General features: G+C 59.4%; 23 protein-coding genes. 13 read left to right on the top strand and 10 right to left on the bottom strand.

Annotation, left to right across the window (positions count from 1 at the left end; translation table 11 throughout):
- Position 1 precedes the first annotated feature (1 nt).
- Entirely contained in the window at positions 2–169 is a 168-nt protein-coding gene (locus tag DDD64_RS09190; RefSeq protein ID WP_164545869.1) for an IS3 family transposase, read from the top strand.
- A 108-nt stretch (positions 170–277) separates the two neighbouring features.
- Here the strand turns inward: DDD64_RS09190 and DDD64_RS06840 are convergent, their stop codons facing one another.
- From DDD64_RS06840 to DDD64_RS06830, 3 genes are all read right to left on the bottom strand, one after another.
- Positions 278–3,589, bottom strand: a complete 3,312-nt coding sequence (locus tag DDD64_RS06840) for an ExeM/NucH family extracellular endonuclease (RefSeq protein ID WP_126135646.1) — start codon at positions 3,587–3,589, stop codon at positions 278–280.
- Positions 3,590–3,732: 143 nt separating this feature from the next.
- The gene (locus tag DDD64_RS06835; RefSeq protein WP_126135645.1) at positions 3,733–4,422 is read right to left on the bottom strand and encodes a response regulator; all 690 of its coding nucleotides are present in this window, start codon (positions 4,420–4,422) and stop codon (positions 3,733–3,735) included.
- Positions 4,423–4,426: 4 nt separating this feature from the next.
- Positions 4,427–5,785 (bottom strand): sensor histidine kinase, encoded by a 1,359-nt coding sequence (locus DDD64_RS06830; RefSeq protein WP_126135644.1) that lies wholly within the window; start codon positions 5,783–5,785, stop codon positions 4,427–4,429.
- Positions 5,786–5,995: 210 nt separating this feature from the next.
- Between DDD64_RS06830 and DDD64_RS06825 the strand changes: the two genes are divergently transcribed.
- The 6 genes from DDD64_RS06825 to DDD64_RS06800 all read left to right on the top strand — a co-directional run bounded on the left by DDD64_RS06825 (position 5,996) and on the right by DDD64_RS06800 (position 11,418).
- Entirely contained in the window at positions 5,996–6,664 is a 669-nt protein-coding gene (locus DDD64_RS06825; protein ID WP_126135643.1) for a DUF4352 domain-containing protein, read from the top strand.
- Positions 6,665–6,830: 166 nt separating this feature from the next.
- Positions 6,831–8,168, top strand: a complete 1,338-nt coding sequence (locus DDD64_RS06820) for an alpha-amylase family glycosyl hydrolase (protein ID WP_126135642.1) — start codon at positions 6,831–6,833, stop codon at positions 8,166–8,168.
- 3 nt (positions 8,169–8,171) lie between these two features.
- The gene (locus DDD64_RS06815; protein ID WP_126135641.1) at positions 8,172–8,969 is read left to right on the top strand and encodes a YaaA family protein; all 798 of its coding nucleotides are present in this window, start codon (positions 8,172–8,174) and stop codon (positions 8,967–8,969) included.
- A gap of 57 nt (positions 8,970–9,026) precedes the next feature.
- Entirely contained in the window at positions 9,027–10,100 is a 1,074-nt protein-coding gene (locus DDD64_RS06810) for a methyltransferase domain-containing protein (RefSeq protein ID WP_126135640.1), read from the top strand.
- Between the two features lie 126 nt (positions 10,101–10,226).
- Entirely contained in the window at positions 10,227–10,568 is a 342-nt protein-coding gene (locus DDD64_RS06805) for a type II toxin-antitoxin system RelB/DinJ family antitoxin (RefSeq protein ID WP_126135639.1), read from the top strand.
- A gap of 124 nt (positions 10,569–10,692) precedes the next feature.
- On the top strand, positions 10,693–11,418 hold the full coding sequence (locus tag DDD64_RS06800) for a MerR family transcriptional regulator (RefSeq protein ID WP_126135648.1): 726 nt from the start codon (positions 10,693–10,695) through the stop codon (positions 11,416–11,418).
- A gap of 103 nt (positions 11,419–11,521) precedes the next feature.
- Here DDD64_RS06800 and DDD64_RS06795 read toward each other — a convergent pair whose 3' ends face one another.
- The 6 genes from DDD64_RS06795 to dnaK form a co-directional block, all read right to left on the bottom strand.
- A complete protein-coding gene (locus DDD64_RS06795; RefSeq protein ID WP_164545950.1) occupies positions 11,522–12,721 on the bottom strand; it encodes an ATP-binding protein in 1,200 nt (399 codons plus the stop codon).
- Between the two features lie 224 nt (positions 12,722–12,945).
- Positions 12,946–14,835 carry an ABC transporter ATP-binding protein gene (locus DDD64_RS06790; protein WP_126135638.1) on the bottom strand — a complete coding sequence of 630 codons (1,890 nt, stop codon included), beginning with the start codon at positions 14,833–14,835 and terminating at the stop codon, positions 12,946–12,948.
- Between the two features lie 9 nt (positions 14,836–14,844).
- The gene (locus tag DDD64_RS09140) at positions 14,845–15,534 is read right to left on the bottom strand and encodes a heat shock protein transcriptional repressor HspR (RefSeq protein WP_126135637.1); all 690 of its coding nucleotides are present in this window, start codon (positions 15,532–15,534) and stop codon (positions 14,845–14,847) included.
- A gap of 99 nt (positions 15,535–15,633) precedes the next feature.
- Entirely contained in the window at positions 15,634–16,650 is a 1,017-nt protein-coding gene (locus DDD64_RS06780) for a DnaJ C-terminal domain-containing protein (protein ID WP_126135636.1), read from the bottom strand.
- Between the two features lie 140 nt (positions 16,651–16,790).
- Positions 16,791–17,492: a nucleotide exchange factor GrpE gene (locus tag DDD64_RS06775; protein WP_126135635.1), complete on the bottom strand. Its 702-nt coding sequence runs from the start codon at positions 17,490–17,492 to the stop codon at positions 16,791–16,793.
- Complete coding sequence (dnaK, locus tag DDD64_RS06770; RefSeq protein WP_126135634.1) at positions 17,492–19,372, bottom strand: molecular chaperone DnaK; 1,881 nt, start codon at positions 19,370–19,372, stop codon at positions 17,492–17,494. The genes DDD64_RS06775 and dnaK overlap by 1 nt, the downstream gene beginning before the upstream one ends.
- 278 nt (positions 19,373–19,650) lie before the next feature.
- Here dnaK and DDD64_RS06765 point away from each other — a divergent pair, with 278 nt between their 5' ends.
- From DDD64_RS06765 to DDD64_RS06750, 4 genes are all read left to right on the top strand, one after another.
- Positions 19,651–20,583, top strand: a complete 933-nt coding sequence (locus tag DDD64_RS06765; RefSeq protein WP_126135633.1) for an ROK family glucokinase — start codon at positions 19,651–19,653, stop codon at positions 20,581–20,583.
- Positions 20,584–20,754: 171 nt separating this feature from the next.
- Positions 20,755–21,264, top strand: a complete 510-nt coding sequence (locus DDD64_RS06760) for a general stress protein (protein WP_126135632.1) — start codon at positions 20,755–20,757, stop codon at positions 21,262–21,264.
- A 102-nt stretch (positions 21,265–21,366) separates the two neighbouring features.
- Positions 21,367–22,719 (top strand): DUF4921 family protein, encoded by a 1,353-nt coding sequence (locus DDD64_RS06755; RefSeq protein ID WP_126135631.1) that lies wholly within the window; start codon positions 21,367–21,369, stop codon positions 22,717–22,719.
- A gap of 72 nt (positions 22,720–22,791) precedes the next feature.
- Positions 22,792–23,673 carry a patatin-like phospholipase family protein gene (locus tag DDD64_RS06750; RefSeq protein ID WP_126135630.1) on the top strand — a complete coding sequence of 294 codons (882 nt, stop codon included), beginning with the start codon at positions 22,792–22,794 and terminating at the stop codon, positions 23,671–23,673.
- Between the two features lies 1 nt (position 23,674).
- On the opposite strand, the gene DDD64_RS06745 is transcribed toward DDD64_RS06750, so the two are convergent.
- Positions 23,675–23,911, bottom strand: a complete 237-nt coding sequence (locus DDD64_RS06745; protein ID WP_126135629.1) for a hypothetical protein — start codon at positions 23,909–23,911, stop codon at positions 23,675–23,677.
- Between the two features lie 498 nt (positions 23,912–24,409).
- Here DDD64_RS06745 and DDD64_RS06740 point away from each other — a divergent pair, with 498 nt between their 5' ends.
- Positions 24,410–25,558, top strand: a complete 1,149-nt coding sequence (locus tag DDD64_RS06740; protein ID WP_126135628.1) for a sensor histidine kinase — start codon at positions 24,410–24,412, stop codon at positions 25,556–25,558.
- Between the two features lie 3 nt (positions 25,559–25,561).
- On the top strand, positions 25,562–26,131 hold the full coding sequence (locus DDD64_RS06735; RefSeq protein ID WP_126135627.1) for a response regulator: 570 nt from the start codon (positions 25,562–25,564) through the stop codon (positions 26,129–26,131).
- The last annotated feature ends 57 nt before the right edge of the window (positions 26,132–26,188 follow it).

Genomic DNA, 26,188 nt, shown 5'->3' with positions numbered 1-26,188 from the left:
GATGAAAACCGAGATTTATTACGGGAAGAAGTGGGCTACAACTGATGAGTTATGCGAGGCGATAGACGAGTATATGCTCTTTTATAACCAGAAGCGTATTACCTTGAAGTTCGATGGTTTAACTATCACGGAGCACCGTCAAACGGTTTTAAGCAATAATGTCCAATAAACAGTCCGCAGCCCCTAACGTACTTGCAGTTGCACTTTGTGGCAAACGGGTGGGTGCCCGGAGACACGCGGTCCGAGCACCCACCCGTGTTAGTAGGAAATATGGATCTTAGCGGCGCACCGTTGGGGTATCGGTGCCGTTGCCGTCCCAGTCACCCATGAAGAGCTCGTCGCTCACGCGCCCGTACGGGAGTGCGTACTCAGCGTTTCCGCTCGTCAGAGAGTTATTGACGTGGATGGTATTGCCGCGGCGGATTGAGAGGGTATCCCGGCCATCGCCGTTGAAATCCCCCGCAAGGGTGGTATCACTAGCCCGACCATAGGAGAAGGAGGTATCTGCTGCGCCGCTAGCCAGAGAATTCTTCACATAGAAAACATTCCCCCGCCGCACCGCAAAAGTATCAACACCATCACCATCCCAATCACCGACCAGGACCTCATCACCAACCCGACCATAGGAGAACACGGCATCTGCCACGCCACTGGCCAGAGAATTCTTCACATAGAAAACATTCCCCCGCCGCACCGCAAAAGTATCAACACCATCACCATCCCAATCACCGACCAGGACTTCATCGCCGGCCCGGCCATAGCTGAAAACGAGGTCGGCCACGGTGGTCTGCCAGTTATTGGATAGGTAGAACATATTTCCGGTGCTCGGTGCCGGTTCGGATGTTGGCTCCGGCCGCGTGGGTTCCGGCGCAGGCTGAGTCGGTTCGGGCGCGCTCGGCTCCGGCTGCGTAGGCTCCGGCGCAGGTTGCGTAGGCTCAGGTTGCGTAGGCTCAGGTTGAGTGGGCTCCGGCGCAGGCTGCGTAGGCTCCGGCGCAGGTTGCGTAGGAGTTGGCACCGGCGCGGGATCCTCCTGCTCCGGAATCACCTTGAGCCCCACCTTGAAGGGGTCATGATCCGAGGAACGGAAAGCGCTCTCGTCCCACAGATCCTTGATGTTGTAGTTATAGCGGGAGTATTCCAGGGCCACTGCCTCGGGGGAATTAATATTCCACACCTGCCCGCCGGTGGCGAGCTTCGCGGCGGCGGGATTCGCCAGCACGTGATCGAGCGAACCCACCAGCCCCGAGAATTGATAGGTGTAGGTATCCGGCTGGAAATGCGCGTGCAGGTTGGTGTACCCGGCCTTCTCAAAGACCCGGATCGGATCTTCCTTCGAATAAGAGTTGAGATCCCCCACCACGAACACCGGTTTATCGGCAAACTCCGCCGCGATCCAATCGCGCAGCGTCTCCGCCTGCTTGGTGCGCAAAAGGTTGTTATTGCCCTGGTACACATCCTCGTCATTCGCGATCTTCTTGGATAGTGACCCCTTGGACTTGAAATGGTTGGTAATCACCACGAACTCCGGGCCCACGCCTTCGCCATCCACAACCGCCTGGAAGCTTTGCGCTAGCGGCTGGCGCGCGGTTCCGGTGTACCACTCGCTATTGAGGATCTGCGAGGGCCCCACTGCCCGCACCTTGTCCTTCTGGTAGATAAAAGCAAGGCGAATATAGTCCTCGTTCTCCCCCACCTTCGCCGGGGAAGGAACATAAGCCCAGCGCTCCGCCTTCGCGTCCGCATTGAGGGCCGCGACTAGCTCCCGCACCGCCGTATCACGATCCCCGCCGGAGACCCGGGCGGTATTCTCAATTTCTTGCAGCCCGAGCACGCTGGCGTCCAGTTCATTGATAGCCCGCACAATCTTGGTTTGCTGGCGCGCGAAGGACTCCGGGGTATAGGCCCCGCGCACCTTGCACCGATTCGCCGCGATGGGGTTACCTTCGCGGTCGGTGTAGGAACGGCAGCCCTTCTCATTTTCACCGAGGCTGGTGAAGTAGTTGAGCACATTAAAGGAGGCGAGGGAAATATCCCCGTCCAGTTTCCCGGGCGCGCCCGCGCGGGTGTTCTCAAAAGTGACGACCTCGGTGGAGCGATCCGTCCCATCTTCCAGGGTCACCGGGAAACGTGGCTGCAATTTCCAGGAATTATTACGGAAGTCCATAATGAGCCCGCCCTGGAGAGTGGCGGCGGCCCCCACTCGCACCGGCGCGCCCTTGGCGGAGGCATTATCGGCAAAGAGGTAGGGCACCGGCACATTCGTTTGGGCATTGCGCCCGAAGTAGGCCCGCGAGCGCCCATCATCCAATACCAGCACATTCGCCGCGTTATAGGCATCCAGTGCCTGCACCTGCTCCGGATTCTCGCTCGGGTTGAAACGTTCGCTGGGCTGCCACAGCGACTGGGTGCCGCAGGCCAGGCCCACTTCGCCGTACTGGTTGGTGGCATAGTTATTGGTCACCGTGAGCGGCCCGGTTACCCGCACGAGCATGCCCTCCACCGCTTCGCGCTGCGCGGCCGTGGCATTGCAGGCAATCTCGACCGGCTCAGGAGCGGCCGGTTTTTCCTCTAGCGCCGTGATAGCAGCGGCATTAATTTCGGTCAGTCCGTAAAATTCGGTAACCGTGCCGCGCACTTCCACATAGGCACCGGCCTCCAACTGGGCAGCCGCCGTTCCGTAGACGAAAATACCGTGGGAGGCATCGGTATGTTCCACCCCGGGTGTTTGGATATAGGCCCCGTTGAGCCCGCCTTCCGGGTAGGCCGCGGTTACGACGCCGCGCGTGGTCACTTCCTGCCCGGCGAGCGGACTTGCCTGCCCATTTCCCTGGATCTGCGCGATGGGCACGGGCACGGCCGGATCGCTTGTGGTTCCCGTGCCGGGGTCCGTTGTTGGGTCGGCGCCGGGACCGGTGCTCGGTTCGGGTTGCGGCTGGGTGCCGGGATCCGGGTGGTCCGGAGTTGCGCCGTCGTTCGCCCGTCCCGGTGTAGCCGGAACAACACTAAAATCGGCCGCATTATTATTCGTATCCGAACCGTTGGGAATGCGAGAAGCGGAGTTCGCAGCCATCTGGGAATTGGAGCCCACGCGGGCTGCCTCGCCTTCCGCCACGCTTGCGTTTCCGTATCCAACCAGGTCAATAGCGGTGGCGGGATCGGCCAGAGCCGCGTCAATACGGGACGACGGCGCCAGCACCACAATCCCGCCCTTGGCCCCAAGACTAATCGGGGAAGTGACACCCTCCGGGAGCTGGGAACCGTTGGAGCCATTCGATCCGGCACTTACCACCAGATAAGCCCCGGCCTCCAAGCTGCCGCTCAGGGCCACTTTGGAAGAAATGTTCTTCCCGTGGCTCGCTGAATAGCCCAGGGCCAGATCGCTCAGGTCAACGGCCACCGAGCTCGGGTTATACAGCTCAACGTATTTATGAGTGTAGGTGGAGCCGGAGGACCCACCCCGCGTATAAATCTCATTAATAACAATTCCGGAACCGTCCGGCGCGGCGAACGCCGGAAGGAGGCAGACGCCGGGAACCATCAAAGCCGTGGCCGATAGTACCGCAACGCCCGCGAGGGCACGTTTTTTCACGTTGCGACCTTTCTGTGCGATCCGCGCGTGGCGGGCGCGGAGGGTGATTCACGCCGCCTCCACGTTAGCGGTGCCGCATCGCCAACTCTTAAACACCAGGTAAACACCCGGTGACTCCGGCCCACGGGCGCACCTGCTCCAGGCTAGACCGGGTCGTCGTCGAGCAGCCCGGCGCGCGTCATATCCACCGCAACCCCGATACGACCTTCCACACCCATTTTCGCCACGATAGCGGCCAGGTGGGTTTTCACCGTGGATTCGGATAGGTGCAGTTTCTCCCCAATATCGCGATTCGACAGCCCCAGGGAGACCTGCCGGGCCACCTCGAGTTCACGGGCGGTGAGCCGCGCGATTTTTTCCTGGGCGCGCCGGCGCGCACTCACGGTGCGGGTCGCCGCCAAGTATTCGTATACCTGCTTGGCCGCCCGCGGGGAGAGGGCGCCGTCCCCGGCTGCCACATTGCGGATCGCCTGGAGGAGAACCTGGGGGTCTTCCGATTTGAGAATAAAACCGGAGGCGCCGGCTTCCGCGGCTCGCACCGCTTCATCATCAGCATCCAGGGTGGTCACCACGATCACCTGGGGTGGATGCGGGAAACTCCGCAGCTGGCGCGTGGCTTCGATTCCGTCCATCCCTCCGGGCATCGCCACGTCCATGAGCACGACGTCGACCTTCACCGCGGTGAGATTTTCCAAAGCTTCGCGGGCCGTACCCGCCTGCGCCACAACCTCACTATCCCGCTCCGGGCTCAAGTTAATAATTTGCACCAGGAGACGGCGAACCATCGGATCGTCATCCACGACCATAACGCGAATAGGTGAGGAAATCGGCACCGAGCTATTTTACCATTCCAGGAGTGCCACCCCGGGTACTCCCGTCCCAGGGAAGGTGCACATCAACTGCGAAAACACCGCCCGTGGTGCTGAAGGTGGCGCGCCCGCCCAGGGCCTGGGCCCGCGCCTGCACCCCGCGCAATCCCGAGCCTGCCCCGCGGGCGCTTTCGCCCTGTTCACCTTCAGGTGTGGCAGGCATGGCATTGCGCACCGCGATATCGAGCCCCTGCTCGGGGCCGCCACTCACCCGCACCCGGGTGGTTTCTTCCGGGGCGTATTTCACCGCGTTAGTGAGCAATTCTTGGACGATGCGGTAGCACGCCGTCGTTACCGCGGCCGGGGCGCGTTCCGCATCCGTAATAAAAACATTGGCGACGACGGGATGCCCCGCCGCCAGCACCTTATCAATATGATCCGCTAATTCGGTGAGGGAACGCGGCGGGCGATAGGCCGAGGAACTCGGATCACGCATCACCCGCACGAGGGAACGCAAATCATCGGTGGCCTGCCGGGAAGATTCCCGCAGCGACCTGGCCGCTTCTTCTAAATCGGCATCCCCGCGCGCCAGCAATTCCAAAGAACCGGCCTGCAGGCTCATAATGGCCAGCTGAGACCCGATGGAATCGTGAATTTCCCGGGCCAGGGCATCGCGTTCTTCTTTGCGGGTGAGCTGGGTTTCCAGCTCCTCGGAGGCCGCGGCCGAGGCTTGGAGTTCCTCGCTGGTGGATTCCAGCCGATCATGCGTTTCTTGGAGTTCGGCGGTGGCACTGCGCCACAGCCCCCACCCGATAGGAAGGAGCACCGCCACCGCGTAGAGAACCAGGAGCGGCACAATATTATTCGGGAAATCATCCAGCGGATTCTGGTGGTTGAGGAAGCCCATCACCCAGGACGAGTTGTAATCTTTCCCGGTCAGTTCACGGGCGAATTGCCAGGCGGTAATGAGGGCATACATGGCGCAGACGCCCAGGGCGCGGCGTCGTCGCCCCTGCACGCGGGCCCCCGCAAGATAGCGCGGCAGCAAAAACCCGACCACGGGGCCGATAGCGCCCAGCGTGGAACACACGGCCGCAACCGCGAGCGCGCGGCGCGGATATCGTTCCCGGCGCGCCACCCACACACCCGCCATAATGCCGCAGCACATGGAGAGGAAAATAGCGGCTTCGTCGAGGGTGCCGAGCCAGCCGGGAAGCGCGCGGACTTTTGCGCGCTCAATCTGGTAGCCAACCCCCACCGCCATGACGATATATATGGCGGCTGTTTTGAGGTAGAAGGGGATGGCGGCCGGCCCGCGCCGGCGCGCTGGATTCTGGCCCGCACGCGCCGCCGCACCGCTGCGATTCTTCGGCGCGTGATCTGTCATGCCTGTGATTGTACGACCCGCCCGCGCGCTCCAGAACCGCCGTTCGGCCCGCGGATGCCACCCGAAGGGATGAGCCGGCTCTGCCCATGTGGAGGATGTGCCCGCCGCGCGGCCCTTCTACCCTGGAGGCGATACGTGAGCGACTCTGGCCGCCGGCTTATGACCGGGCCGGGGCGGCGCCCACCGCTGTAGATAAAGAAAGGTTCTCGCATGTCAGCATCCACGCCGCCGGTGTACGGCGCAGTTCCCGCTCCGGAGCAGAAAAAGAATTGGTTTGCGCGCCATAAGCTCCTTACCGCGCTCCTCGTTATTGTGGTGCTCGCGATTATCGGTGCCTCGCTCTCGAAGCAATCCGATGGCAAGCCTGCCGCCAGCTCCAGCTCGCAGGCCGCCGATAGCGCCGCCGCTGGGAACGCTGCGGATAGCGCGGATAAGGCAGATAAGAAGGCCGAGTCCGAGGGCGCGCAGGATAATAAGAACGACGACGCAACCGTGGGCATCGGCACTCCTGTCATTCTCGGTGATTTTGAAGTGACCGTGACGAATGTGGAGAAGGGCGTGAGCCATATCGGCAATGACGTGCTCGGTAAGGATGCCACGGGTCAGTACGTCATTGTGGACGTAACCGTGAAGAACACCGGGAAAGAAGCGGCTGGCTTCTCCGAATCGGAGCAGAAGCTCGTGGATACCGAGGGGCGCCAGCATTCGGTTTCCGGTGATTCCCTGTATCTGGGCGATGCGTCGATGATTTACGAGAAGGTCAATCCGGGGAATACCGTGACCGGGAAGCTGCTCTACGATGTGCCGGCCGACGCGGTTCCGGCCAAGCTGGAGCTGGAAACCGGGTGGATCCATAACGCGACCGTCACCTTGCAGTAAACGCTGATTACTTCGCTGATACCGCTGCGCGGTTATCACCTGGCGTTTATCTTCGCGGCCCTTCGCTCTAGAATCGAGCGAGGGGCCGCAGCGCATTCACCCAGCTGAGCGGGCTCCGCGGCAGCACTCTTAGCCATGACGAAGCGAAGGAAGGCGGCTCTCAGCTATGTCGCAGCTCGACACTATCTGGTGGCAGGTTTTTGCCCTGGGTGCCTGCGGGGCGCCCATTCGCGAGGGGCATAACCCCCTAACCGCAGCCGGGGAGATTCCCGAAGCCACTGCCGGTGAACACCGCTTACGGGCTTTGGATCCGTGGCTGGATTATCTTATTGAGCTCGGCGCGAATGGCCTGCTCCTCACCCCGATTTTCGCTTCCGTTTCCCACGGTTACGACACCCTCGATCATTTCCGCCTCGATCCGCGCCTGGGCGATAACACGGATATCACCCATCTCATTGAAGAAGCGCACCGCCGCGGCATCTGGGTGCTGTTCGACGGGGTTTTCAACCATATTTCCCGCTTCCACCCGCAGGTAGAGGAGCTGGGCCTGCGCACCGAGAGCGGCGATTTCCACACCTGGGAAGGCCACGGGGATCTCATTACCCTCGATCATTCTTCGCCGCGCGTACGCCAGCTGGTCCGCGAGGTCATGGAATTCTGGCTGGAACGCGGTATTGACGGCTGGCGCCTAGACGTGGCCTACGCGGTCCCGACCGATTTTTGGGCCGAGGTGCTTGGGAAAGTCCGCGAGCGCTTCCCCGAGGCGCTGTTCCTAGGCGAAGTTATCCACGGTGACTATCCCGATTTTGTGGCGCGGTCCAGGGTGGATACGCTCACCCAGTACGAACTCTGGGCCTCGATCCGCCAATCCATCGCTTCGCGTAATTTCTGGGAGCTGGACTGGAATCTGGGGCGGCACGCGCAGTTCTGCGAGCATTTCATTCCCAATACTTTCATCGGCAATCACGATGTGGAACGTATCGCCACGGCGGTGGGTTCGGCCGGCGCGGTGCTGGCCGCCGCGGTGCTGTTCACCGTTCCGGGAATGCCCTCGATTTATTACGGGGACGAACAGGGCTTCACGGGAACTAAACTCGAGGGCTTTTCTGCCGACGATCAATTGCGCCCGCCCCTGCCCGAACGCCCCGAACAACTCTCCGACCTGGGCGCCGGGATATATAGTGCCTACCGCGCTCTCATCGCGCTGCGCCGCACCCACCCGTGGCTCACCCGCGCCCGCCTTGAGGTCACGGGCAAGGATAATACCTGGATCGAGTACCGCGTTTGGGAGCGTGAGCACGACGACGCAGCCCCCGGCGGTGCGGACTCCGGCCAACCCGCCGAGCTGCGGGTGCGCCTCGATCTCGAGCCGCACCCGCGCGTTCGTATCACCGGCGTTGCTGCCGGAACTGCGGGCGCGAGTGCCGCGACTACCACCGCCGGGAATCCGGGCGGCGAAGTTGAGCTCTTCTCCTGGCACGCCAGCGCGGAAAGCGGGGAGTAAACAATGCTTATCCTCCTACCTCCTTCGGAAGGGAAAACCGCACCGACCAGCGGCCCCACTCTGGATCTCAGCGCCCTGAGCATCCCGGAATTCACCGCGCTGCGCGCCGAACTGGTGGCGGAGCTGGAAGCCGTATCTCGCCGCCCCGATGCCCTCGATATTCTCGGGGTGGGTCCGAGCATTGCTGGTGAAGTCGCCACGCAAATCACGCTGCGGGAACAGCCCTGCGCCCCGGCCTGGCAGGTCTATACCGGAGTGCTCTACCAGGCTCTCGATATGGAAAGTTTTTCGGCCACCCAACTGACCCGCGCCGGCGAGCACACCCTGATTTTCTCCGGTCTTTTCGGAGCCACGTCGCCCCTTGACCTCATCCCCTCCTACAGGTTGGGAATGAACGTGGAACTGGGCGGCGCGAAAATTTCGGCCCGCTGGGCACCCTTCTGGCCGGTTCTTGACAGCCGAGCCACCGGTTTGGTCATCGACGCGAGATCCGGTGCCTATGCGGGATGGAAGGTACCCGCTAGCTGCGACGTCGTAAAAATAACCGCCACCCGCATCACGGGCGCCACCTCCCGCACGATCTCACACGCCGCGAAATATTTCCGCGGGCGGGTGACGCGCCTGGCGCTCCTGGCCGCTACCCCGCCGCGCGAAGCCGAAGAATTGACGGAATTGTGCCAGCAATTGGTGGGCGAGGAAACCGCGGCCGGGGCGATCACCGGGGTGGAATTAGGGCCGGCACGCCGCGGAGTGCGCGAGCTCGCGGTGGTGGAGACCGTGGATACGGGGCGCGCCCACTAAGCTGGGACCGTGCGTTGTTCGTATTTTGAGGCGGGGACCTGCCGTTCGTGTACCCGGATGGGTGAGGCCTACCCCGCTCAGGTGGCGGACAAGGAAGAACGCCTGACCGAATTACTGGCGCCTTTCGCACCGGAGTGGTTGCCACCGGCACTCTCCCCGGAATCGCATTTTCGCAATAAAGCTAAGCTTGCCGTGGGTGGAAGCACACAGGCGCCGACGCTGGGAATTTTGGATCGGGGTATGCGCGGGGTGGACCTGCGCGCATGCGGACTCTACGAAGAGCCCATTACCGCGGCGCTCCCGGTGCTAACCGAGTTCATCGGGCGGGCGCGACTCACGCCTTTCGACGTGCCGAGCGGGCGCGGGGAACTCAAAAATATTCTCCTCACCGCGGCGCCGAGCGGTGAGCTGCTACTACGTTTTGTGCTGCGCTCAACCGAATCGGTGGTGCGGATTCGCAAGCATCTGCCCTGGTTGCGCGCGCAGCTCCCGCACGCGCGGGTTATTTCTGTTAATTTGCTGCCGCAGCGTGCCGCCCTCGTGGAAGGCGAGGAAGAGATTGTGCTGACCAGGGAGGATACGCTGCCCTTCCCGCTCGGCGCGGTCACGCTCTATCTCACCCCGCGTTCTTTTTTCCAAACGAATACCACGATTGCGCGGGCAATGTACGCACAGGCGCGGGACTGGGCCGCCGGCTTAGCCGGGGTGCGCACGGTATGGGACCTGTATTGCGGGGTGGGTGGTTTCGCACTGCATGTGGCCGGCCCGGGGCGGCGCGTGACCGGCGTGGAGATTTCCGAGGCCGCGGTGGATTCCGCGCGCCGCGCCGCCGCAAACGCCGGTAGTTCCGCGCAGTTTTTTGCCGGCGACGCCGCACGTGCCGCCGGCAAGCTCGGCGGCACGCCCGATCTGCTCATCGTTAATCCACCGCGGCGTGGCCTGACTGATCTCACCGAGTGGATTGCGGCCAATCCCCCGCGCTGGCTCATCTATTCATCGTGTAATCCCACGACTTTAGCGAAAGACTTGCAGGTTCTGGATAGATTTACCGTGCATGAAGCGCGCCTCATGGACATGTTCCCGCAGACCGGACATATGGAGTGCATGGTGCTGGCAGAGCGGGTGGATTAGGCGGCGGCTGCGGTGTTTCGGAAGCGGCATGCCACCATATTTGTTCTGGGCGTTTCGCGAGGGATAAGTGCTTGCGTATGCCACTACATTGGCGCAGACTGTTCAACAGGAGGCAAGGAGGCACCCGTGGCAAAGACAGCGAATGTATACGTCCGCATCGATCCGGAACTCAAGGAACGGGCAGAACGCATTTTGAGCTTATTAGGCGTCTCCCCATCAACTCTTATCACCCTGCTTTATAAGCAAGTGATCTTGCACCGCGGCATCCCCTTTGAGGTGAAGCTCCCTCATTCCAGGCCGGTTGATATTAGCTCGCTGACCAAAGATGAGTTAATTGCCGAATTGGACAAAGGCCGCCGGTCCATCGAATCAGGCGACACCAAACCCGCAGAAGAAGTATTTAAATCACTGAGTTTAGAGTTCGGCGAAGGGGATTTCGCGATAGGTACCGATGCCCAGCCACTTTAATTCATGTGGCGTTCTTGCGGCTCGGAGACCGTCTGCGTTTAACTGTGGGCGGGCATGGTTTCTTCCATTTGACCCTGACGTTACGTCACACTCTACCGTTGTTAACACGGAAGGAGGATGCGTGATGAAAACCGTCAATGAGGTCAGCAAAATAGCCGGCATTAGTGTTCGCACATTGCAGTACTACGACAAGATCGGGCTTCTCAAGCCCACCGATTACTCGGATGCTGGATACAGGCTTTACAGCGACGCGGACGTGAAACAGCTGCAATATATTTTGCTTTTTCGGGAGTTGGAATTCCCGCTCAAAGAAATAAAGGCGATAGTCCACAGCGAGAACTTTGATGAAGTCGCGGCACTCGACCAGCAGATAACCCTACTGTCCCTGAAAAGGGACCGGCTCGACGCCTTGCTGGACTTCGCAAAAAGAATCAAATCGTCAGGAGGTACCTATATGGATTTCACAGTTTTTGACACCGGAAAAATCGATGATTACGCACGCCAGGCCCGGGAGCGCTGGGGTGCAACGTCGGAATATCAGGAGTATGAATCCAAGAACGCAGGACGGAGCACTACGGAAACTCAGGCCATCACCCAGAGCCTCATGTTAATTTTCGGGGAATTTGGGAAGATCAAAACTGGCAATCCCAACTCTCCGGAGGCCCAGGCGCTGGTGGAAAAGTTGCAAAGCTTTATCACGGATAATTTCTATACGTGCACGGATGAGATCCTGGCCGGCCTGGGGGAAATGTATGCCGAAGGTGGCGAGTTCACTCGCAATATTGATGATTTTGCGGGCGAAGGAACCGCGGTATTCGTTCACGATGCCATCAAGCACTACTGCGCATAGTTCATAATCCATCCACTATAGCTGTGCCCGGTGCCACCTCCCCGACTACCTCATCCGTAGTCGAAGAGCGGCACCGGGCACACTACACATCTCCCTACGGGGGTTAAGCACCCGGCGCAGGTTGCGGATAGCTCGCGAGCAGGCGCGCAGCCGACTGGGCTGCGAAGTGGTGGCCTTGATACGATTCCTCCCCCTGATAAATAACCGCGCGGTTTTCGACCGGGATTCCCAGCAGGTCACCGATCTGGGAAAGCTGGTGGCCAAATTTATCGCGCATCGTCATCGAGGATTTAATCTCGAAGATGCGCGGGTTACTACGCTCAGTAAGATCAAGGAGATCAACCTCGCGCTTGGAATCGTCACGATAAAAATAGAGCTCTGGTTCCGTTCCCGTATGGAGATATTGTTTCCTCATCTCCGCGATCACAAAATTCTCGAATACCGCCCCGCGTTTCGGATGGGTGAGAAGTTCAGCAGCACTTCGGATTCCCAAGAGATGGCACAGCAATCCAGTATCGTAAAAGAACAGCTTCGGAGTCTTCGTCACTCGTTTCGCACCGCTAGCCATATACGGCTGCAAAGTGAACGTAATGTAGGAGGAGTTGAGAATCGATGCCCATTCTTTGACGGTCCGATAGGTGGAGCTGATATCGCGTGCCAAGCCACTGTAGTTAATGAGACTTCCGCTCGACTCTGCACACAGTCGCAGGAAAGCACGAAATGCGTCAATATTTCGGACACCCAGATAATCCGCTACATCTCTTTCAAGGTAAGTCCGTACATAATTAGGCATAAAAACGGGGGCCGGGATACCTGCGTCGTACATTCGCGGATACCCTCCGGTCACTTGCCCTTCGCTGAGTGTAGGCGCAGGATCAAGAGCGTGAAGTTCCTGCCAGCTCAAGGGCAGGAGCTGAAGCATTCCAACCCTGCCGGCTAAAGATTGGCTAATGCTGCGCAGCAGCGAAAAGTTTTGCGAACTGGTCAAAACGTACTGACCCACCTCACCTAGCTCATCAGATCGCACCTGGATGGCAGAAAAAAGATCCGGAGCATATTGCGCCTCATCAACGATAAGCGGCGCGGGATGTGCGGAAAGAAAACCAATCGGATCCTCGGTAGCTGCCGCACGGAGATTCGGATTTTCGAGATTGACGTATTCATGGGCAGGAAAAGCCGCCCGAACCAGGGTAGACTTCCCGCTCTGGCGCGGGCCAGTAACGAAAACCACCGGAAACCATTGCGCTAATTGTGCGATATAGCCACTCGCACTGCGAGGAATCACCGTGCCATCCTCTCCCATCATTGCGATAGTAGAGCCACCGCATATCTGCACCAGAGTTCACCAGATCATTGCAGTAGCATCTACCAAATCACTGAAGTAGATCCTACCAAATCATTGCAGTAGCATCTACCAAATCATTGCAGTAGGAACTGACGGATCGGCACAATAGCAACGGAAAACCCCGCCCACGCCGCTATTGGAAACCGGCACAGTTACACATGGCTCGCTCGCGGCTTCCACGCTTACCGCAAACCGTAGCGCTTGAGGTGACGCTGGGCGCGCGCGGAGTTGTCATTCTGCAAGGCGAGCAGTTCGGCGTAGATACCGCCGGACTCGGCGAGCTCGGCCGGGCTACCCACCTCATCAATGCGCCCGGCGCGCAGAGTAATAATGCGATCCACGCTGGCGATGGTCGAGAGTCGGTGCGCGATAATAATCGAGGTGCGGTCTTTCATGAGTTCTTCCAACCCGGCCTGCACCCACCGCTCGGAGCGAGTATCCAGCGCGGAGGTCGCTTCGTCCAGCACCAAAACCGGGGCGGCTTTGAGCATTGCGCGAGCCACCGCGATGCGCTGGCGTTGCCCACCGGAAAGCTTGAGCCCGCGTTCCCCGATGACAGTGTCATAGCCGTGGGCAAAGCGCCGAATAAAACGATCCGCGTGGGCACGGGTTGCGGCGTCGAGGATTTCTTCTTCGGTAGCATCCGGGCGTCCGTAAGCAATATTTTCCCGAATTGTTCCGGAGAAAAGTGCCGGGTCCTGGAAAACTACCCCGATAGCGGCCCTCACCTGCTGAAGCGGCAAATCCGCGATATCGCTGCCGAAGAGCTCAATATGCCCGGCTCGCGGCTCGTATAGCCCCAGGAGAAGCGAGGTCAACGTGGTTTTCCCACCCCCGGATTCGGAAACGAAAGCCACTCGTTCCCCCGGCTCGATAGTGAAACTAACATCGCGTAAGACATCTGGATCTTTGCCGTATCCAAAAGTCACGTTCTCGAAACGAATTGCCGGCACATCAGGCTGAGCCTCCACCGCGTTGTGGTGGAGCGCGCGGGCCGTACGCGGGCGGGCCGGTGCGGCGTCGTCGTTAAAAGTAGGGTCAGCTCCGCCAGAAAGAGCAGCGGAGTTGGATATAACGGGGCGCTGGCCGCGTTCGGTTTCGGTGAGCTCCATGACCTCGAAGTAATCGCGCGAGCCGGCGATGGCGTGCTGGGTGGTGTCGACGATCCAGCTCATTGACATGACCGGGCGGCGCGCCATCCCCACGAGCTGCACCAGGATGACCATGTCTCCCACGGAAAACTGGCCGCGGGCAGTGCGCAGGAAAATAATGGCGTAAATCGCGAAGAAAATAATGGCCATAACCATACGGCGCAGGAAATCCATACCGTGCCAGTGGCGGGATTGGTTGGCGGTGAGGCTCTCGGCGTGCTCGTAGTGGCGGGCGAAATGCGCGAGTTCGCCGCGTTCACGGGTGAAGGATTTGACTACGCGGATCTGGCCGATTACTTCGTTGAAGCGCCCGCCGGCCACGTCGATATCTTCGTTTTTCTGCGCTTCTAGACCCTGCCAGCGCCGCGAGGTGAGGGCAGTCAGCCACATGTAGATCGGGAAAATAATAAGCAGGAGGAGGCAGAGTAACGGGGAATAGATAAAGGAAATAACCAGGACGGCCAGTACCGTGAGCAGCGTGGTGAAAAAGGAGTTCGCGAAACTCTTGACGAAATTCGTGACCTCCGTAATGGAGCGGTTGAGGCGCGAGGTGATGGTTCCGGTGAGTTCGCGGTCGAAATAATCTTGGGGAAGGGTGAGGAGTTTATCGAAATAGCGCACGGAGAGGATGGAGCGCATTTTTTGGCTCATGAGATCTCCGGCGTATCCGCCCAGCGAGTCCACGGTGGTGGAGAAAAAATCGATGGCGAGGAACGCGCCGGCCAGCAGGATCACCCGCCGCACCGCCACCCCAACGTCGAGGCTACCGCTCACGGCAGCAACGGCGGTATCGGTGGCGGCCCCGAGCACGAAGGGAACGATAATGGTTCCAGCGGTTACGAGGATGGAGGCGAGGGCCACCGCCACGTAGTAGCGCGACAGCGCGGAGGTGAAACGAAAAATTCTTAGCAGTGCGTGCACATAGTGACCCTAGCAGTACTGCGCGGTGTTCCCGGGCCGTTCGCGTGCCGCGCCGCTTTCGTGGTTGTAGTCGCGACTGTGGTCACGTTCGTGGTTGTAGTCGCGGCTGTGCTCCCGATCCAGCTGCACCGCGAGCGCGGCGAGGAGCAGATCAAGGGTATGGGGTTGGTAGCGAGCCAGTTCGGAACCGGGATGGCGCGTAGAACCCGGCGTGGGACTCACCGTGGAGCTTGCGCGAGAAGGCCCGGTACTTTCTTGGGTGCGTAGCTGCGCGAGGCGCTGAGCGGCCTGGTGGCGCAGATATTCGCGTAGATCTTTATGGCCGCGGGTAAGAACGACGTCGCCATCCGCCCCGGCAGCGAAAATCCGGCGAGCATGGGCGCGCCGTTCGTTAGCGCGTTCCCGCTCCGCCGCGAGTTCTTGTTCGGCGCGCTGGAGGGAGCGGGTGAGCTGGTCAATACGCTCTTGCATCTGGAGGATGCGGGCGATTCCGGCCAGATTGATACCGTCTTCCTGCGACATGCGTTGAATTTCTTGGAGTCGTTCCACATCCTCCAGGGAGTAGCGCCGCCCGCCTCCGCGGGTGCGCCGGGCAGATACCAGCCCCAGGCTGTCATATTGGCGCAGCGTCTGGGCATGCATACCCGCAAGTTCGGCCGCTACTGACACCGTGAGTAGCGGTGCGCGTCGATTCGCCATACCTCCTCAACCTCCTTCATTGGGGTTCCGGACCCGGCCCCGGGTGGGGCCGGGCTAGCCGAACGCCTTGTTCCTTGTGCCGCTTCGCTATTCCTTCGCCTACACCTTCGCCATGCGGATGAAATCCGCCCGCGGGTCGGCGTCGCTTGTGGCTTTGGCGAACAGTTCCACGGTTTTACGGGCATCATCCGAAAGCCGGGTGGGAACCACAACCTTGAGACGCACGTACATATCCCCGGCGGATCCCTTGGTCGTGAGGCCCTTGCCGCGTACCCGCAGAATTTTGTCCGTGGAAGAACCGGCCGGGATTTTCACCCGGACGGTCTTACCTGCCAACGTTGGTACTTCTACGGTAGCCCCGAGAGCGGCTTCCGGGAAAGATACCGGGACGTTGACGTACACGTCCTTACCCTGCACATCGAAAACCGGGTGGGGTTCCACGTGGACGGTGACGATAATATCGCCAGCTGGCCCGCCGTTGAGACCCGGGTGGCCCTTCCCGGCGATCCGAATTTTCTGACCATCGCTCACCCCGGCGGGGACTTTCGCGGTCACGGATTTGCCGGAGGCCGTCTGGATTTTCACGGTGGCACCGTCCACAGCCTGACGGAGCGGGAGTGAGACCGTGGCGGTCATATCCGCACCCTTCTGGGCCCGGCGCTGGGAACCGAAGCCGGAGAAGCCGCCGCCTCCCTGGCCGCCCCCGAAAAGTCCGCCTAGGACATCCTCGAAATTGCCACCGAAGCTACCCCCGCGGGCACCGCCCGTGGAGGATGAGGCGTGGTAGGTTCCGCCGCGGCCGCCGGAGAACATCGAGAAGATGTCCTCAAAACCGCCGCTGCCTTGCCCGCCGGCCCGGAAGCGGGGCCCGCCGGCCCCGAGAGCCCGGATCGCATCGTATTGTTTGCGATCCTCCGGGTTGGAGAGAACCTGGTAGGCCTCCCCCACCTTCTTAAACTTTTCTTCGGCGTCCTTCGAACCGCCATTCCGATCGGGGTGGTAACGGCGGGATAGCTTCCGGTAGGCCTTTTTAATATCCTCCTGGGTGGCGTCTTTTTTCACGCCGAGTTCCTGGTAGAAATCCTTATCGAGCCAATCTTGGCTTGCCCCTGCCATATGCTCACCTCCCCTTTCTTATCGTGCTGAGTATGCTCGGTGAAATTAGTGTGTACTCCGTATTGTTGCTACCTACGTACGGGTGGGTGCCGCGCGGGCCGGCCGTGTATGCGGAGCCGACCCGCGCCCACTTCCCCGCGTTATTCCGGTGAAACGACTCCCACCCGGGCCGGGCGGAGCACCTTATCCGCCACGGTATAGCCGGGTTGGATAAGCGTCTCAATAGTTTGAGCGGTCGCTTCAGCCGAGGACCGATTCATGAGCGCTTCGTGGTACTCCGGATCAAATTCGTCACCAACCGCCCCGAAGCGCGCCACCTTGAACGTGGAGAAGAGGATCTGCTCCATTTTCTCCGCGATCAAACCGGTGGGCCCTTCCAGGTCACCGTGCTGGCGAGCCAACTCCACATCGTCAAGAACCGGAAGCAATGCTTCGATCACCTTGAGAGTGCCCGAATCGCGGTGCGCTCCGGCTTCCTGCTTGGAGCGGCGCACGTAATTCGTGTACTCCGTTTCGGTGTTGTAGAGCGATGCCTGAGCGCGTTTGAGCTGATCCTCCAGGGTGCTGATGGTGGCCATTGCTTCGCTAAGCGGATCGGAGGCAACACCCTCAGCACCGGCGGATTCGGCTTCGGATGCCTGCGCATCGCCAGCCTCGCCCGCGCCAGCTTCATCGGCCACGGCCGCGCCAGCCGCATCCGCAGCGGCCGGTGAGGCCGCGGCGGTAGCTGCGTCGTCGTTCCCAGAAACAGCGCCCGCACCGTTACCGGCACCTGCACTTTCCCGGGCGCCAGGCTCCTCCGCGTTTTCCGGACCGTTGCGATTCAGATCGTCCTCACTCATTACTTATTCTCCTCATCGTCCACCACTTCGGCGTCGACGATATTGTCATCAGAAGAACCGGCCGCACCGGAACCACCCGCGGCCCCGCCGGACGCATTCGCACCACCGGCCTGCTCAGCAGCCTGGGCCTGCGCGTAAATTTCCTGCCCGATCTTCTGCGACTTCTCGTTGAGCTCGGCCAGTGCGCTCTTGACGTCCTCCACGTTGCCGGTGCCCTTGAGGGTTTCACGCACCTTGGCGATAGCCTCCTCCACTTCGGTGACGGTGGCATCGGTGAGCTTGTCCTTATTGTCCTTGATAAGGCGCTCAATGGAGTACGCGGTCTGCTCAGCCTGGTTGCGAGTATCGGTCTCTTCCTTAGCCTTGGCATCCTCCGCGGCGTGCTCCTCAGCTTCCTTGACCATGCGGTCGATTTCCTCTTCGGAGAGGGCCGAACCGCCGGTAATGGTCATGGACTGTTCCTTGCCGGTCGACTTATCGCGCGCGGATACGTGCACGATGCCGTTGGCGTCGATATCGAAAGTGACCTCAATCTGCGGTACCCCGGACGGAGCCGGCGCGATCCCAGTCAGATCGAAAGTGCCCAGCGGCTTGTTATCGCGCGTGAACTCACGTTCGCCCTGGAACACCTGGATAGATACCGAAGGCTGGTTATCTTCCGCGGTGGAGAAGGTTTCCGAATGCTTGGTAGGAATAGCGGTATTGCGCTGGATGAGCTTGGTCATCACCCCGCCCTTGGTTTCAATACCGAGGGACAGCGGGGTCACATCAATAAGCAGCACATCCTTGCGGTCCCCGGTAATCACACCGGATTGCAGCGCCGCACCCACAGCCACAACTTCATCAGGGTTCACGCCCTTATTGGGTTCACGCCCGTTGGTGAGTTCCTTGACCACTTCGGTCACGGCCGGCATACGGGTGGATCCACCCACCAGCACCACGTGGTCAATATCGGAAACCTGGATGCCCGCATCGCGAATCACGTTCATGAACGGGGTCTTGGTGCGATCCAGCAGATCCTTCGTCATATCCTCGAACTTGGCGCGGCTGAGGGTTTCATCCACGTGGATAGGCCCGGATTCGCTCATGGAAATATAGGGCAGCGAAATCTGGGTGGAGGTAGCGGCCGAAAGCTCAATCTTCGCCTTTTCCGCGGCTTCCTTGAGGCGCTGCAGCGCGATCTTATCCTTGGACAGATCCACGCCGGAGGCGTTCTTCACCTGGTCAACCAGCCAGTTGACGATGCGCTGATCCCAATCATCGCCACCGAGCTTGTTATCCCCGGAGGTGGCCTTCACCTGGATGAAGGAGAAATCATCCTCATCCTTGCCCACTTCCAGGAGGGAGACGTCAAAGGTGCCGCCGCCCAGGTCAAAGACGAGAATTGTTTCATCTTCCTTGCCCTTTTCCAGGCCGTAGGCCAGCGCCGCCGCCGTGGGTTCGTTGACGATGCGCTGCACATTGAGACCGGCGATGGTACCGGCATCCTTGGTGGCCTGGCGCTGCGCGTCATTAAAGTAGGCCGGCACGGTAATAACCGCATCCGTCACGGTATCGCCCAGGTAGGCTTCCGCATCCTTCTTCAGCTTCTGGAGGATAAACGCGGAAATCTGCTGCGCGTTGTAATCCTTACCGTCAATATCAACCTTCCAATCATCGCCCATGTGGCGCTTGACGGAAGAAATCGTGCGATCAACATTGGTGACAGCCTGGCGCTTAGCCACTTCACCCACGAGCACTTCTCCGCTCTTAGAGAAGCCCACTACGGACGGGGTGGTGCGCGCACCTTCCGCGTTCGCGATGACCGTGGGTTCCCCGCCTTCGAGGACGGCCACCACGGAGTTGGTTGTTCCCAAGTCAATACCTACTGCACGTGCCATGATTGCTCCTTCTGCATTCGTGCCGCAGATCCGCGGTACCGGCAGTACCGGCCGCGAACCCTTCGACAAAGTTTCCTTCCAAGTCTGAACGATCCGAGAACCTATGTCCAATCGGCTCGCCCTTTCTTGAGTCCACCAAACTCAACCTTAGGGTGCCGGTTTTTATTCCCGCTCCTTTTTCGCGAGCTGCGTCACGCCCGTGCGCACTCTTTTTTCGGCACGACGACGCCGCTGCGCCATCCCGGAATCCGGCGGGCTACGCCAGGTAGACTTGCACCATGACTCTGAGCATCGGTGTGGATGTTGGCGGCACGAAGGTGGCCGCCGGCGTCGTCAATGAACAAGGTGAAATTTTGCAGCGGGTCCGGCGCCCCACGCCGCGCCAGGATTCCGAGGCCTTTATCGCAACCATCGCCGCCTGCGTCAACGACCTCAAATCCTCGGGTGCTACCACCGTGGGAATCGGGCAGGCCGGCTATATCGCCGCGGATCGCGATACGTTGATTTACGGCACGAATGTCCCCCTGCAGAACGGACGGCTCGGTTCGCGTATCGCTGAGCTCATCGGCATGCCCGTCGTCGTTGAAAATGACGCCAACGCGGCCGCCTGGGCCGAATACCGTTTTGGTGCGGCCGCGGATGCGGAATCCGCCGTTGTGGTCACGCTCGGCACCGGGCTGGGCGGCGGCGTCATTATGAACGGGAATCTGCTGCGCGGAGCTTTCGGTTTCGGCGCGGAAATCGGGCACATCCACATGGTTCCCAACGGGCCGCTGTGCGGATGCGGGTCGCGCGGCTGCTGGGAAGTGATGGGCTCGGGCAGCGCGCTGGTGCGTTTCGCCACCGAACGGGCTGCGAATTACCCCAGCGGGGCCGCCCGCATCCTGGAACTGGGTGAAGGGCGGGTGACCGGCCCGGCCGTGACCGCGGCCGCTCAGGAAGGCGATGAAATGGCCCTCGATGTCTTCAATGAGTTCGCCCATTGGAATGCTATCGGCTTGGCGGATATGGCAACCATTTTCGATCCGGAAATCTTCGTAATTGCCGGCGGGGTGAGCGAGGCCGGTTCGCTCGTACTCGAGCCGCTGGTACGCGAATTCCCCGAAGTTCTCCCCGTGGCGAAATACCGGACGTTGCCGGAGATTCGCCTGGCGCGGCTCGGGAACGACGCCGGGATTATCGGCGCCGCTGACCTGTCCACCATTGAATAAAGTCGCTGAGTCGCAGCCGTGTGAGCTGCGCGCACGCGCACACTAACACCAACCAGACTGCGCGCCGGAATAACAGCACCGGTTTCCACCGGTAGCGAGTATTTCCGGCGCGCAGCTGGTTTTCGTTTCGACGGCGATTTTTCTGTCATAGGCCAGCTTTAGGATGAGCCTATGAGTGAAAACATAACTACTGGCGCGTCCGCCACCGCGCGCGCCGCTGAACAAAGTGCCGCGGATTACCGCACCATTACGGAAGTTTCTGATTATCGGCGGGCCGAACGCCTGGTGGATACGCTCTCGGATGCCGGGTTCCCGGTGGAAAATGTGCGTATCGTCGGCGTGAATCTTGAAAGCGTAGAGCAGGTGACCGGGCGCCTCACCACCGGGAAAGCCGCGCTGTACGGTGCAGCGGGCGGGGCCTCCTGGGGTCTCTTCTTCTCCTTCTTCTTTATTCTTTTCGCGCCGGCCGTGGTGCTCTGGCAGGTCCTCCTCTTCGGGCTCGCCTGCGGCGCGGTGCTCGGGGCCATTATGGGCGCGCTCTCGCACGGCTTCACCGGCGGGCGGCGCGATTTCGCTTCGGTGCGGGCCACCACCGCCAATTCTTATGAAGTGCAGGTGCGGCGGGCCTTCGTCAACGAAGCCTACGCAACCTTGGCACAAGCCGGATATTCGCTGAACTAAACAAGCGCCCGCTACGGCCGCGAAATTCGGCTTCGCCGTGCTCGCAGCGGAGCTACCCACTACTATGGTGGGTGGCTCTGCTGCCGAACGTGAGGGGAACTTATGGTTGTACGCCACGAAATCCGCCCGCCTATTACCCGGCTTCCGGACGGGACCATCAAACAGATCAACCCGTTTTCCGGTACCGAAGTGTGGACCCAGCCGGGCCGCGCCAACCGCCCCCTCAAGGCGGAAGTTCCTATCGCGGAACCGTTGAGCGCGGATCACCCGGAAAACTTCTGTTCTTTCTGCGCGGATCGGGTGCTGGAAACACCGCCGGAAAAGGCTCGCATCGTCGGTAACCCCGCCACGGGCGAAGCTCGGATCACCTATGATGCCCCGGTGGATTCCCTGGCGGATCCGTGGGATTTCCGGCGGGTTCCTAATCTTTTTGAGATTGTCCCCTTCCAGTACTGGACCACCAATTACCAGTACGAACTCACCACCCGCCGCCAGGATGCTTTCGAGCGCTACACCTCGGATGCGGCGGGGCGGGCCCACGTGCTCTCCGTGGCTCATAACAAGGCCATTGCTTCGGGCATGGATGAGGATGCCTGGAATGCGCTTCCGGAGCGGGAACGCCTGGCAAGCGCGCTGCCTTTCTACGGGGGCGGGCATGACCTCATTATCGGGCGCCACCACTATGTGCCAGGTTCGGATTCCACCGCGAATCGGGCTGGCTCGGGTACCCTCACCCCGGCTGAGCACTACTGGTACTTCCTACTTACTGCGGATGCCATGCGCGATCTGTACGAGCAGAACCGCTACGTCAAATACGTGCAGGTATTCCAGAATTGGTTGCGACCGGCCGGAGCCTCGTTCGAGCACCTGCATAAGCAGCTGGTGTCCATTGATGAACGCACTGTCAATCACCGCTACGAAGTGGACCGGGTGCGCGATAACCCCAATATTTTCAACGAGTACGGGGTGGATTACGCCGGCTACCACAATCTTGTTATCGCGGAGAATAAGTACGCGGTGGCCTACGCCGGGTTCGGGCATCGCTACCCCACTCTCGAAGTGTGGTCACGCTCGGAAGCCTCTCAACCCTTCGAGCACACCCGCCACGAATTGCGCGCCGTTTCGGATCTGGTACATGCCATGCACGCGGCCACCGGCCCTGATATTCCCACGAATGAGGAATGGTACGCGCCTTCACGGGATATGGAAGTAGCAACCCCGTGGCGGGTGCTCCTCAAGTGGCGCACCTCCACGCTCGCCGGTTTCGAAGGCGGCACTAAGATCTACGTCAATACCATTGACCCGTGGTCATTGCGGGATCGGGTGGTTCCCCGCTTGCTGGAGCTGCGCGCTGAAGGCGCCATTGCCTCCACGATCAATATCGCCACCGAATGCAGCTGCGAAGTCAATTCGCTGCGTTACGGAATGGGAGAATCAGGACTGCGCGGCAGGTAGCGTGGGCCGCGGCCCGGCCGCGGCTAGCTGGGGCAGCACCCACTCCGGCCCGGCTCGTAGAAAGGAGACCCCATGTCTCAGATTGCTGAGACCGCCCTCGTTTTTGAGGGCGGTGGTATGCGCGCGAGCGCCACGGCTCCGGTGGTTATCAAACTCATCGAGGCTGGGCTGGAGTTCCCGCACGTTTCGGGTATTTCGGCGGGTTCCAGTCACGTGGCGAATTACCTCAGCCGCGACCCGGTACGGGCGCGGCGTTCTTTCGTGGAGTTCGGAGCGGATCCAAATATCGGGAACTGGCGGACCTTCCTCAGCGGCAAGGGTGCCTTCAACTCGGATTATATTTACCGCCACACCTCACGGCCCGGCGAAGCACTCCCTTTCGATTTCGCTACGTTCCAGTCCACTCCTGGAGATTTTGATATCAGCGCTTTTCGTTTGAGCGACGGCGCAGCCGTGCACTGGCACCGCAGCGATATTAACGTTCTTGACGATCTGCTGGTACGGGTGCAGGCATCCTCAACGATGCCTGGCATTATGCCTTTCGTATCGCTGGACGGTGAGCTTTATGCCGACGGCGCGCTCGGGCCATCCGGGGGTATACCTATTGATGCCGCTGAGGCTGCTGGCTTCGAGCGCGCCGTCGTTATTATGACGAAACCACACGATTACGTGCGCCCGTCACCTTCCCGAAAGGCAACTGCGCTGATCAGGGCTGCTTTCCGCAAATACCCCCGCCTCATTACCGCGCTGGAGGAGCGTGCGGCGAAGTACAACGCCACCCGGGCCCGTCTTTTTGATTTGGAAGCGCGGGGGCGGGCCTACCTTTATTTCCCGCGCCACCAGCTAGTCTCCAACCGGGAAACCAATGTGGCGAAGCTAGAAGCTTCCTTCACGGCAGGCACCGCCCAGATCAACGAGGACTTCCCCGCGATCCTGCGCTTCCTCGGGATGTAGGCTACCTGCGCTGATCTTGCCGCCTCTTTGCGTGCAATGCGAAAACCAGCGGAAGCACGATAACCAGCATGAGGCAATACGCGATCAAGTCCGAGCCATAGTCCGCCATCAAGGTCGAGAACTGACCCTTGTTCTTTACGTACATCCAGATAAAGAACAAGCCCGACATCAGGCAGGTGGACACCAGGGTAACCACGTAAACCCGCAGCCAATCTTTGCTATAAAAAAGCTTCCTCATGGAGCTATCCTACCTATTTAGACCACGGAGTAAGGCACCAAATAGCAGAACCCGCCAACATCGCAGCCAGTCCCACCACACCTCATAAATACGCGTATTCATGAAATGTGTCCTTCCTCTTTGATCGGAATCATGAACGTTTTAAAGCTAGCCACTACAGACGGTTTGGAGATACCGACGAATGTCGGTTAGCTATACCGACGTTCATCAGTCAGAATTTAATAACAGAAGCATCGACTCAAAAATCGATGAAATCGAAAAGAAAGGAATTCCATGCCCACACTGAGTGCCGTGCTAGCTCTATGTGCGTTAGTCTTCCCCGCAACTACAACGCCAATTGCAACCGCTCCCGGAGCTTCTACACCAGTTTTCTACACTGTCCACGAGGGTCCCGGCTATCTTAGGAAGTACGTAACTCAGGCCGCTTTTCCCGGAATATGTTTCCTGTTTCCAAATCTGCCCCACTGTAAAGATCATCGGCCACGGTAGCAACAAAGAATGATTGAGTCCGTATTCAACCGCTCCCGTTTCACCACGGCACGATCATTACTTTTCATCATCGGTGCCGTCATTTTCGCCGGAATTGACGTCACCAGCACCGCATTTGGTTTTTATAATTTCAATACTTCTTTCCTATTTTTCGATATTGGCTTGTGGCTCCTATTCGCTTTAGCTGGCTCTTTCCGCTTTTGTGAAGTACTGCTTATAGCTAGTTGCATCACCCTAAACGCATGCAATTTAGTTGGTGGATTTGCCGTGTTCAGTTTTGGCGTTCCCACCGTACTTGTGTCATGGCTTCTACGCTCATGGATTATGCGAGCCGTGACCGTTATGGCCATAGAAACATCCGTATCAGTAGCCGTTAGCCCAACACCTCAGTTACAGCTATATAGCTCAATAGTCATCACCCTTGCAACCTTAACAGTAGGCCTAGCGCTACGCTGGCAAAACAATCGCCGTGCTCTGGCAGAAGAAAGAACGAAAGAAGCCTTTGAAGCCGTGAGGCAAACTCGACAAGAGTTAGCACGTCAACTGCATGACACTACTGCGAAAGACCTGGCTCATATTGCGATTCTTGCCCAGGATATTGCCATTCGGCATCCCGATCTATCCGAGGAATTAGACAAGCTTGTCAAGGTTGCTACAAGCGCTTCGAGGAGGATCCGTCCGCTCATCCTCTCCATGGATACAACGGCAACCGAAACCCCACTGTCCGAGGTAATCACGCAAGTAACCAATATGTTGCGTACCAGAGATATAACTTTGGAAGTCAATATCAACGGCGATATTGACACCCTAACAACGCGTCAACAGCGCCGTACGGCGGCTTTAGCAATTCGCGAGTGCGCCTCCAATATTCTTAAATACGCGCCCGCCGGCTCGGAAGCAAATCTCGTTATAGAAGTAACAACGGCACCTAATCTGCTCGCACTTTCCCTAAGTAATCAGATCGCTTCACAACCGCAGACTTCACATATGAGCAGTGGATATGGTTTGGCAAATCTCGCTAACAGAATCAGAACCGAAGGGGGAACGATACAATCGAAGGCGGTAGATCAACAGTGGATAACCTATATAACTTTACCCGCCCACGCATCTGTTCCTTTGGAAACTACGAGCACGCAAACCGCTATCCCGAAAGAGTAGCGCATGGATAACATTAGAATTTTACTTGCCGATGACGACCCTATTATCCGCGAAGGCCTTGCACGGCTACTCAATGAGCAGGAGGGTGTGACTGTAGTCGCTACCGCTGCTGACGGCGCGCAAGCAATTGATCAACTTAGCCACCAGAACGTGGACCTTGCGCTTCTTGACGTGGATATGCCGGTCATGAGCGGCATCGAAGCCGCTAAACGAATTAGCCAGGATTACCCCCACATCGTGATCGTTATGCTCACCGTGTTCGAACACGAAGAATCTCTCGGGGAAGCTATAGGCGCTGGCGTACGCGGTTTTCTTACTAAGGACATCATCGCTCCGGAACTCGCCCAACTGATCCGCAAGGCCTACAGTGGGCAGCAGGTTATGGCACCCCGTCCGACCGAAATCCTGATCACTTCCTACGAGAAAGTCCAGCAGAGCAAAGAAGAATACGCAGATTTCGTTGCTGCGGTAGAGCAATTACCGGACCACTTGCGCCCCGTTTTGGTCAAGTCCTGGGTAGTGGTGTATCTGTGTTCTCGAATCATGATTGTCATTCTCTGGTTTCGATACTAATAAGGACTGGATATCAGATACCGGTCAAGCAATAACGTCCTTCCCACTAATAGTCTT

It is taken from the genome of Actinotignum sanguinis (genome assembly GCF_003957255.1).
Taxonomy (GTDB): Bacteria; Actinomycetota; Actinomycetes; order Actinomycetales; family Actinomycetaceae; genus Actinotignum; species Actinotignum sanguinis.
Note: the sequence above shows the minus strand (reverse complement) of the source record. Positions and strands in the feature narration are given on the sequence as shown.

Coding starts and splice junctions, on each gene's coding strand:
- DDD64_RS06750 (WP_126135630.1), top strand. CDS start 22,792: ATGTCTCAGATTGCTGAGACCGCCCTCGTTTTTGAGGGCGGTGGTATG.
- DDD64_RS09190 (WP_164545869.1), top strand. CDS start 2: ATGAAAACCGAGATTTATTACGGGAAGAAGTGGGCTACAACTGATGAG.
- DDD64_RS06740 (WP_126135628.1), top strand. CDS start 24,410: ATGATTGAGTCCGTATTCAACCGCTCCCGTTTCACCACGGCACGATCA.
- DDD64_RS06795 (WP_164545950.1), bottom strand. CDS start 12,721: ATGGGAGAGGATGGCACGGTGATTCCTCGCAGTGCGAGTGGCTATATC.
- DDD64_RS06780 (WP_126135636.1), bottom strand. CDS start 16,650: ATGGCAGGGGCAAGCCAAGATTGGCTCGATAAGGATTTCTACCAGGAA.
- DDD64_RS06760 (WP_126135632.1), top strand. CDS start 20,755: ATGAGTGAAAACATAACTACTGGCGCGTCCGCCACCGCGCGCGCCGCT.
- DDD64_RS06820 (WP_126135642.1), top strand. CDS start 6,831: ATGTCGCAGCTCGACACTATCTGGTGGCAGGTTTTTGCCCTGGGTGCC.
- DDD64_RS06775 (WP_126135635.1), bottom strand. CDS start 17,492: ATGAGTGAGGACGATCTGAATCGCAACGGTCCGGAAAACGCGGAGGAG.
- DDD64_RS06830 (WP_126135644.1), bottom strand. CDS start 5,785: ATGACAGATCACGCGCCGAAGAATCGCAGCGGTGCGGCGGCGCGTGCG.
- DDD64_RS06815 (WP_126135641.1), top strand. CDS start 8,172: ATGCTTATCCTCCTACCTCCTTCGGAAGGGAAAACCGCACCGACCAGC.
- DDD64_RS09140 (WP_126135637.1), bottom strand. CDS start 15,534: ATGGCGAATCGACGCGCACCGCTACTCACGGTGTCAGTAGCGGCCGAA.
- dnaK (WP_126135634.1), bottom strand. CDS start 19,372: ATGGCACGTGCAGTAGGTATTGACTTGGGAACAACCAACTCCGTGGTG.
- DDD64_RS06755 (WP_126135631.1), top strand. CDS start 21,367: ATGGTTGTACGCCACGAAATCCGCCCGCCTATTACCCGGCTTCCGGAC.
- DDD64_RS06810 (WP_126135640.1), top strand. CDS start 9,027: ATGGGTGAGGCCTACCCCGCTCAGGTGGCGGACAAGGAAGAACGCCTG.
- DDD64_RS06735 (WP_126135627.1), top strand. CDS start 25,562: ATGGATAACATTAGAATTTTACTTGCCGATGACGACCCTATTATCCGC.
- DDD64_RS06745 (WP_126135629.1), bottom strand. CDS start 23,911: ATGAGGAAGCTTTTTTATAGCAAAGATTGGCTGCGGGTTTACGTGGTT.
- DDD64_RS06825 (WP_126135643.1), top strand. CDS start 5,996: ATGTCAGCATCCACGCCGCCGGTGTACGGCGCAGTTCCCGCTCCGGAG.
- DDD64_RS06800 (WP_126135648.1), top strand. CDS start 10,693: ATGAAAACCGTCAATGAGGTCAGCAAAATAGCCGGCATTAGTGTTCGC.
- DDD64_RS06765 (WP_126135633.1), top strand. CDS start 19,651: ATGACTCTGAGCATCGGTGTGGATGTTGGCGGCACGAAGGTGGCCGCC.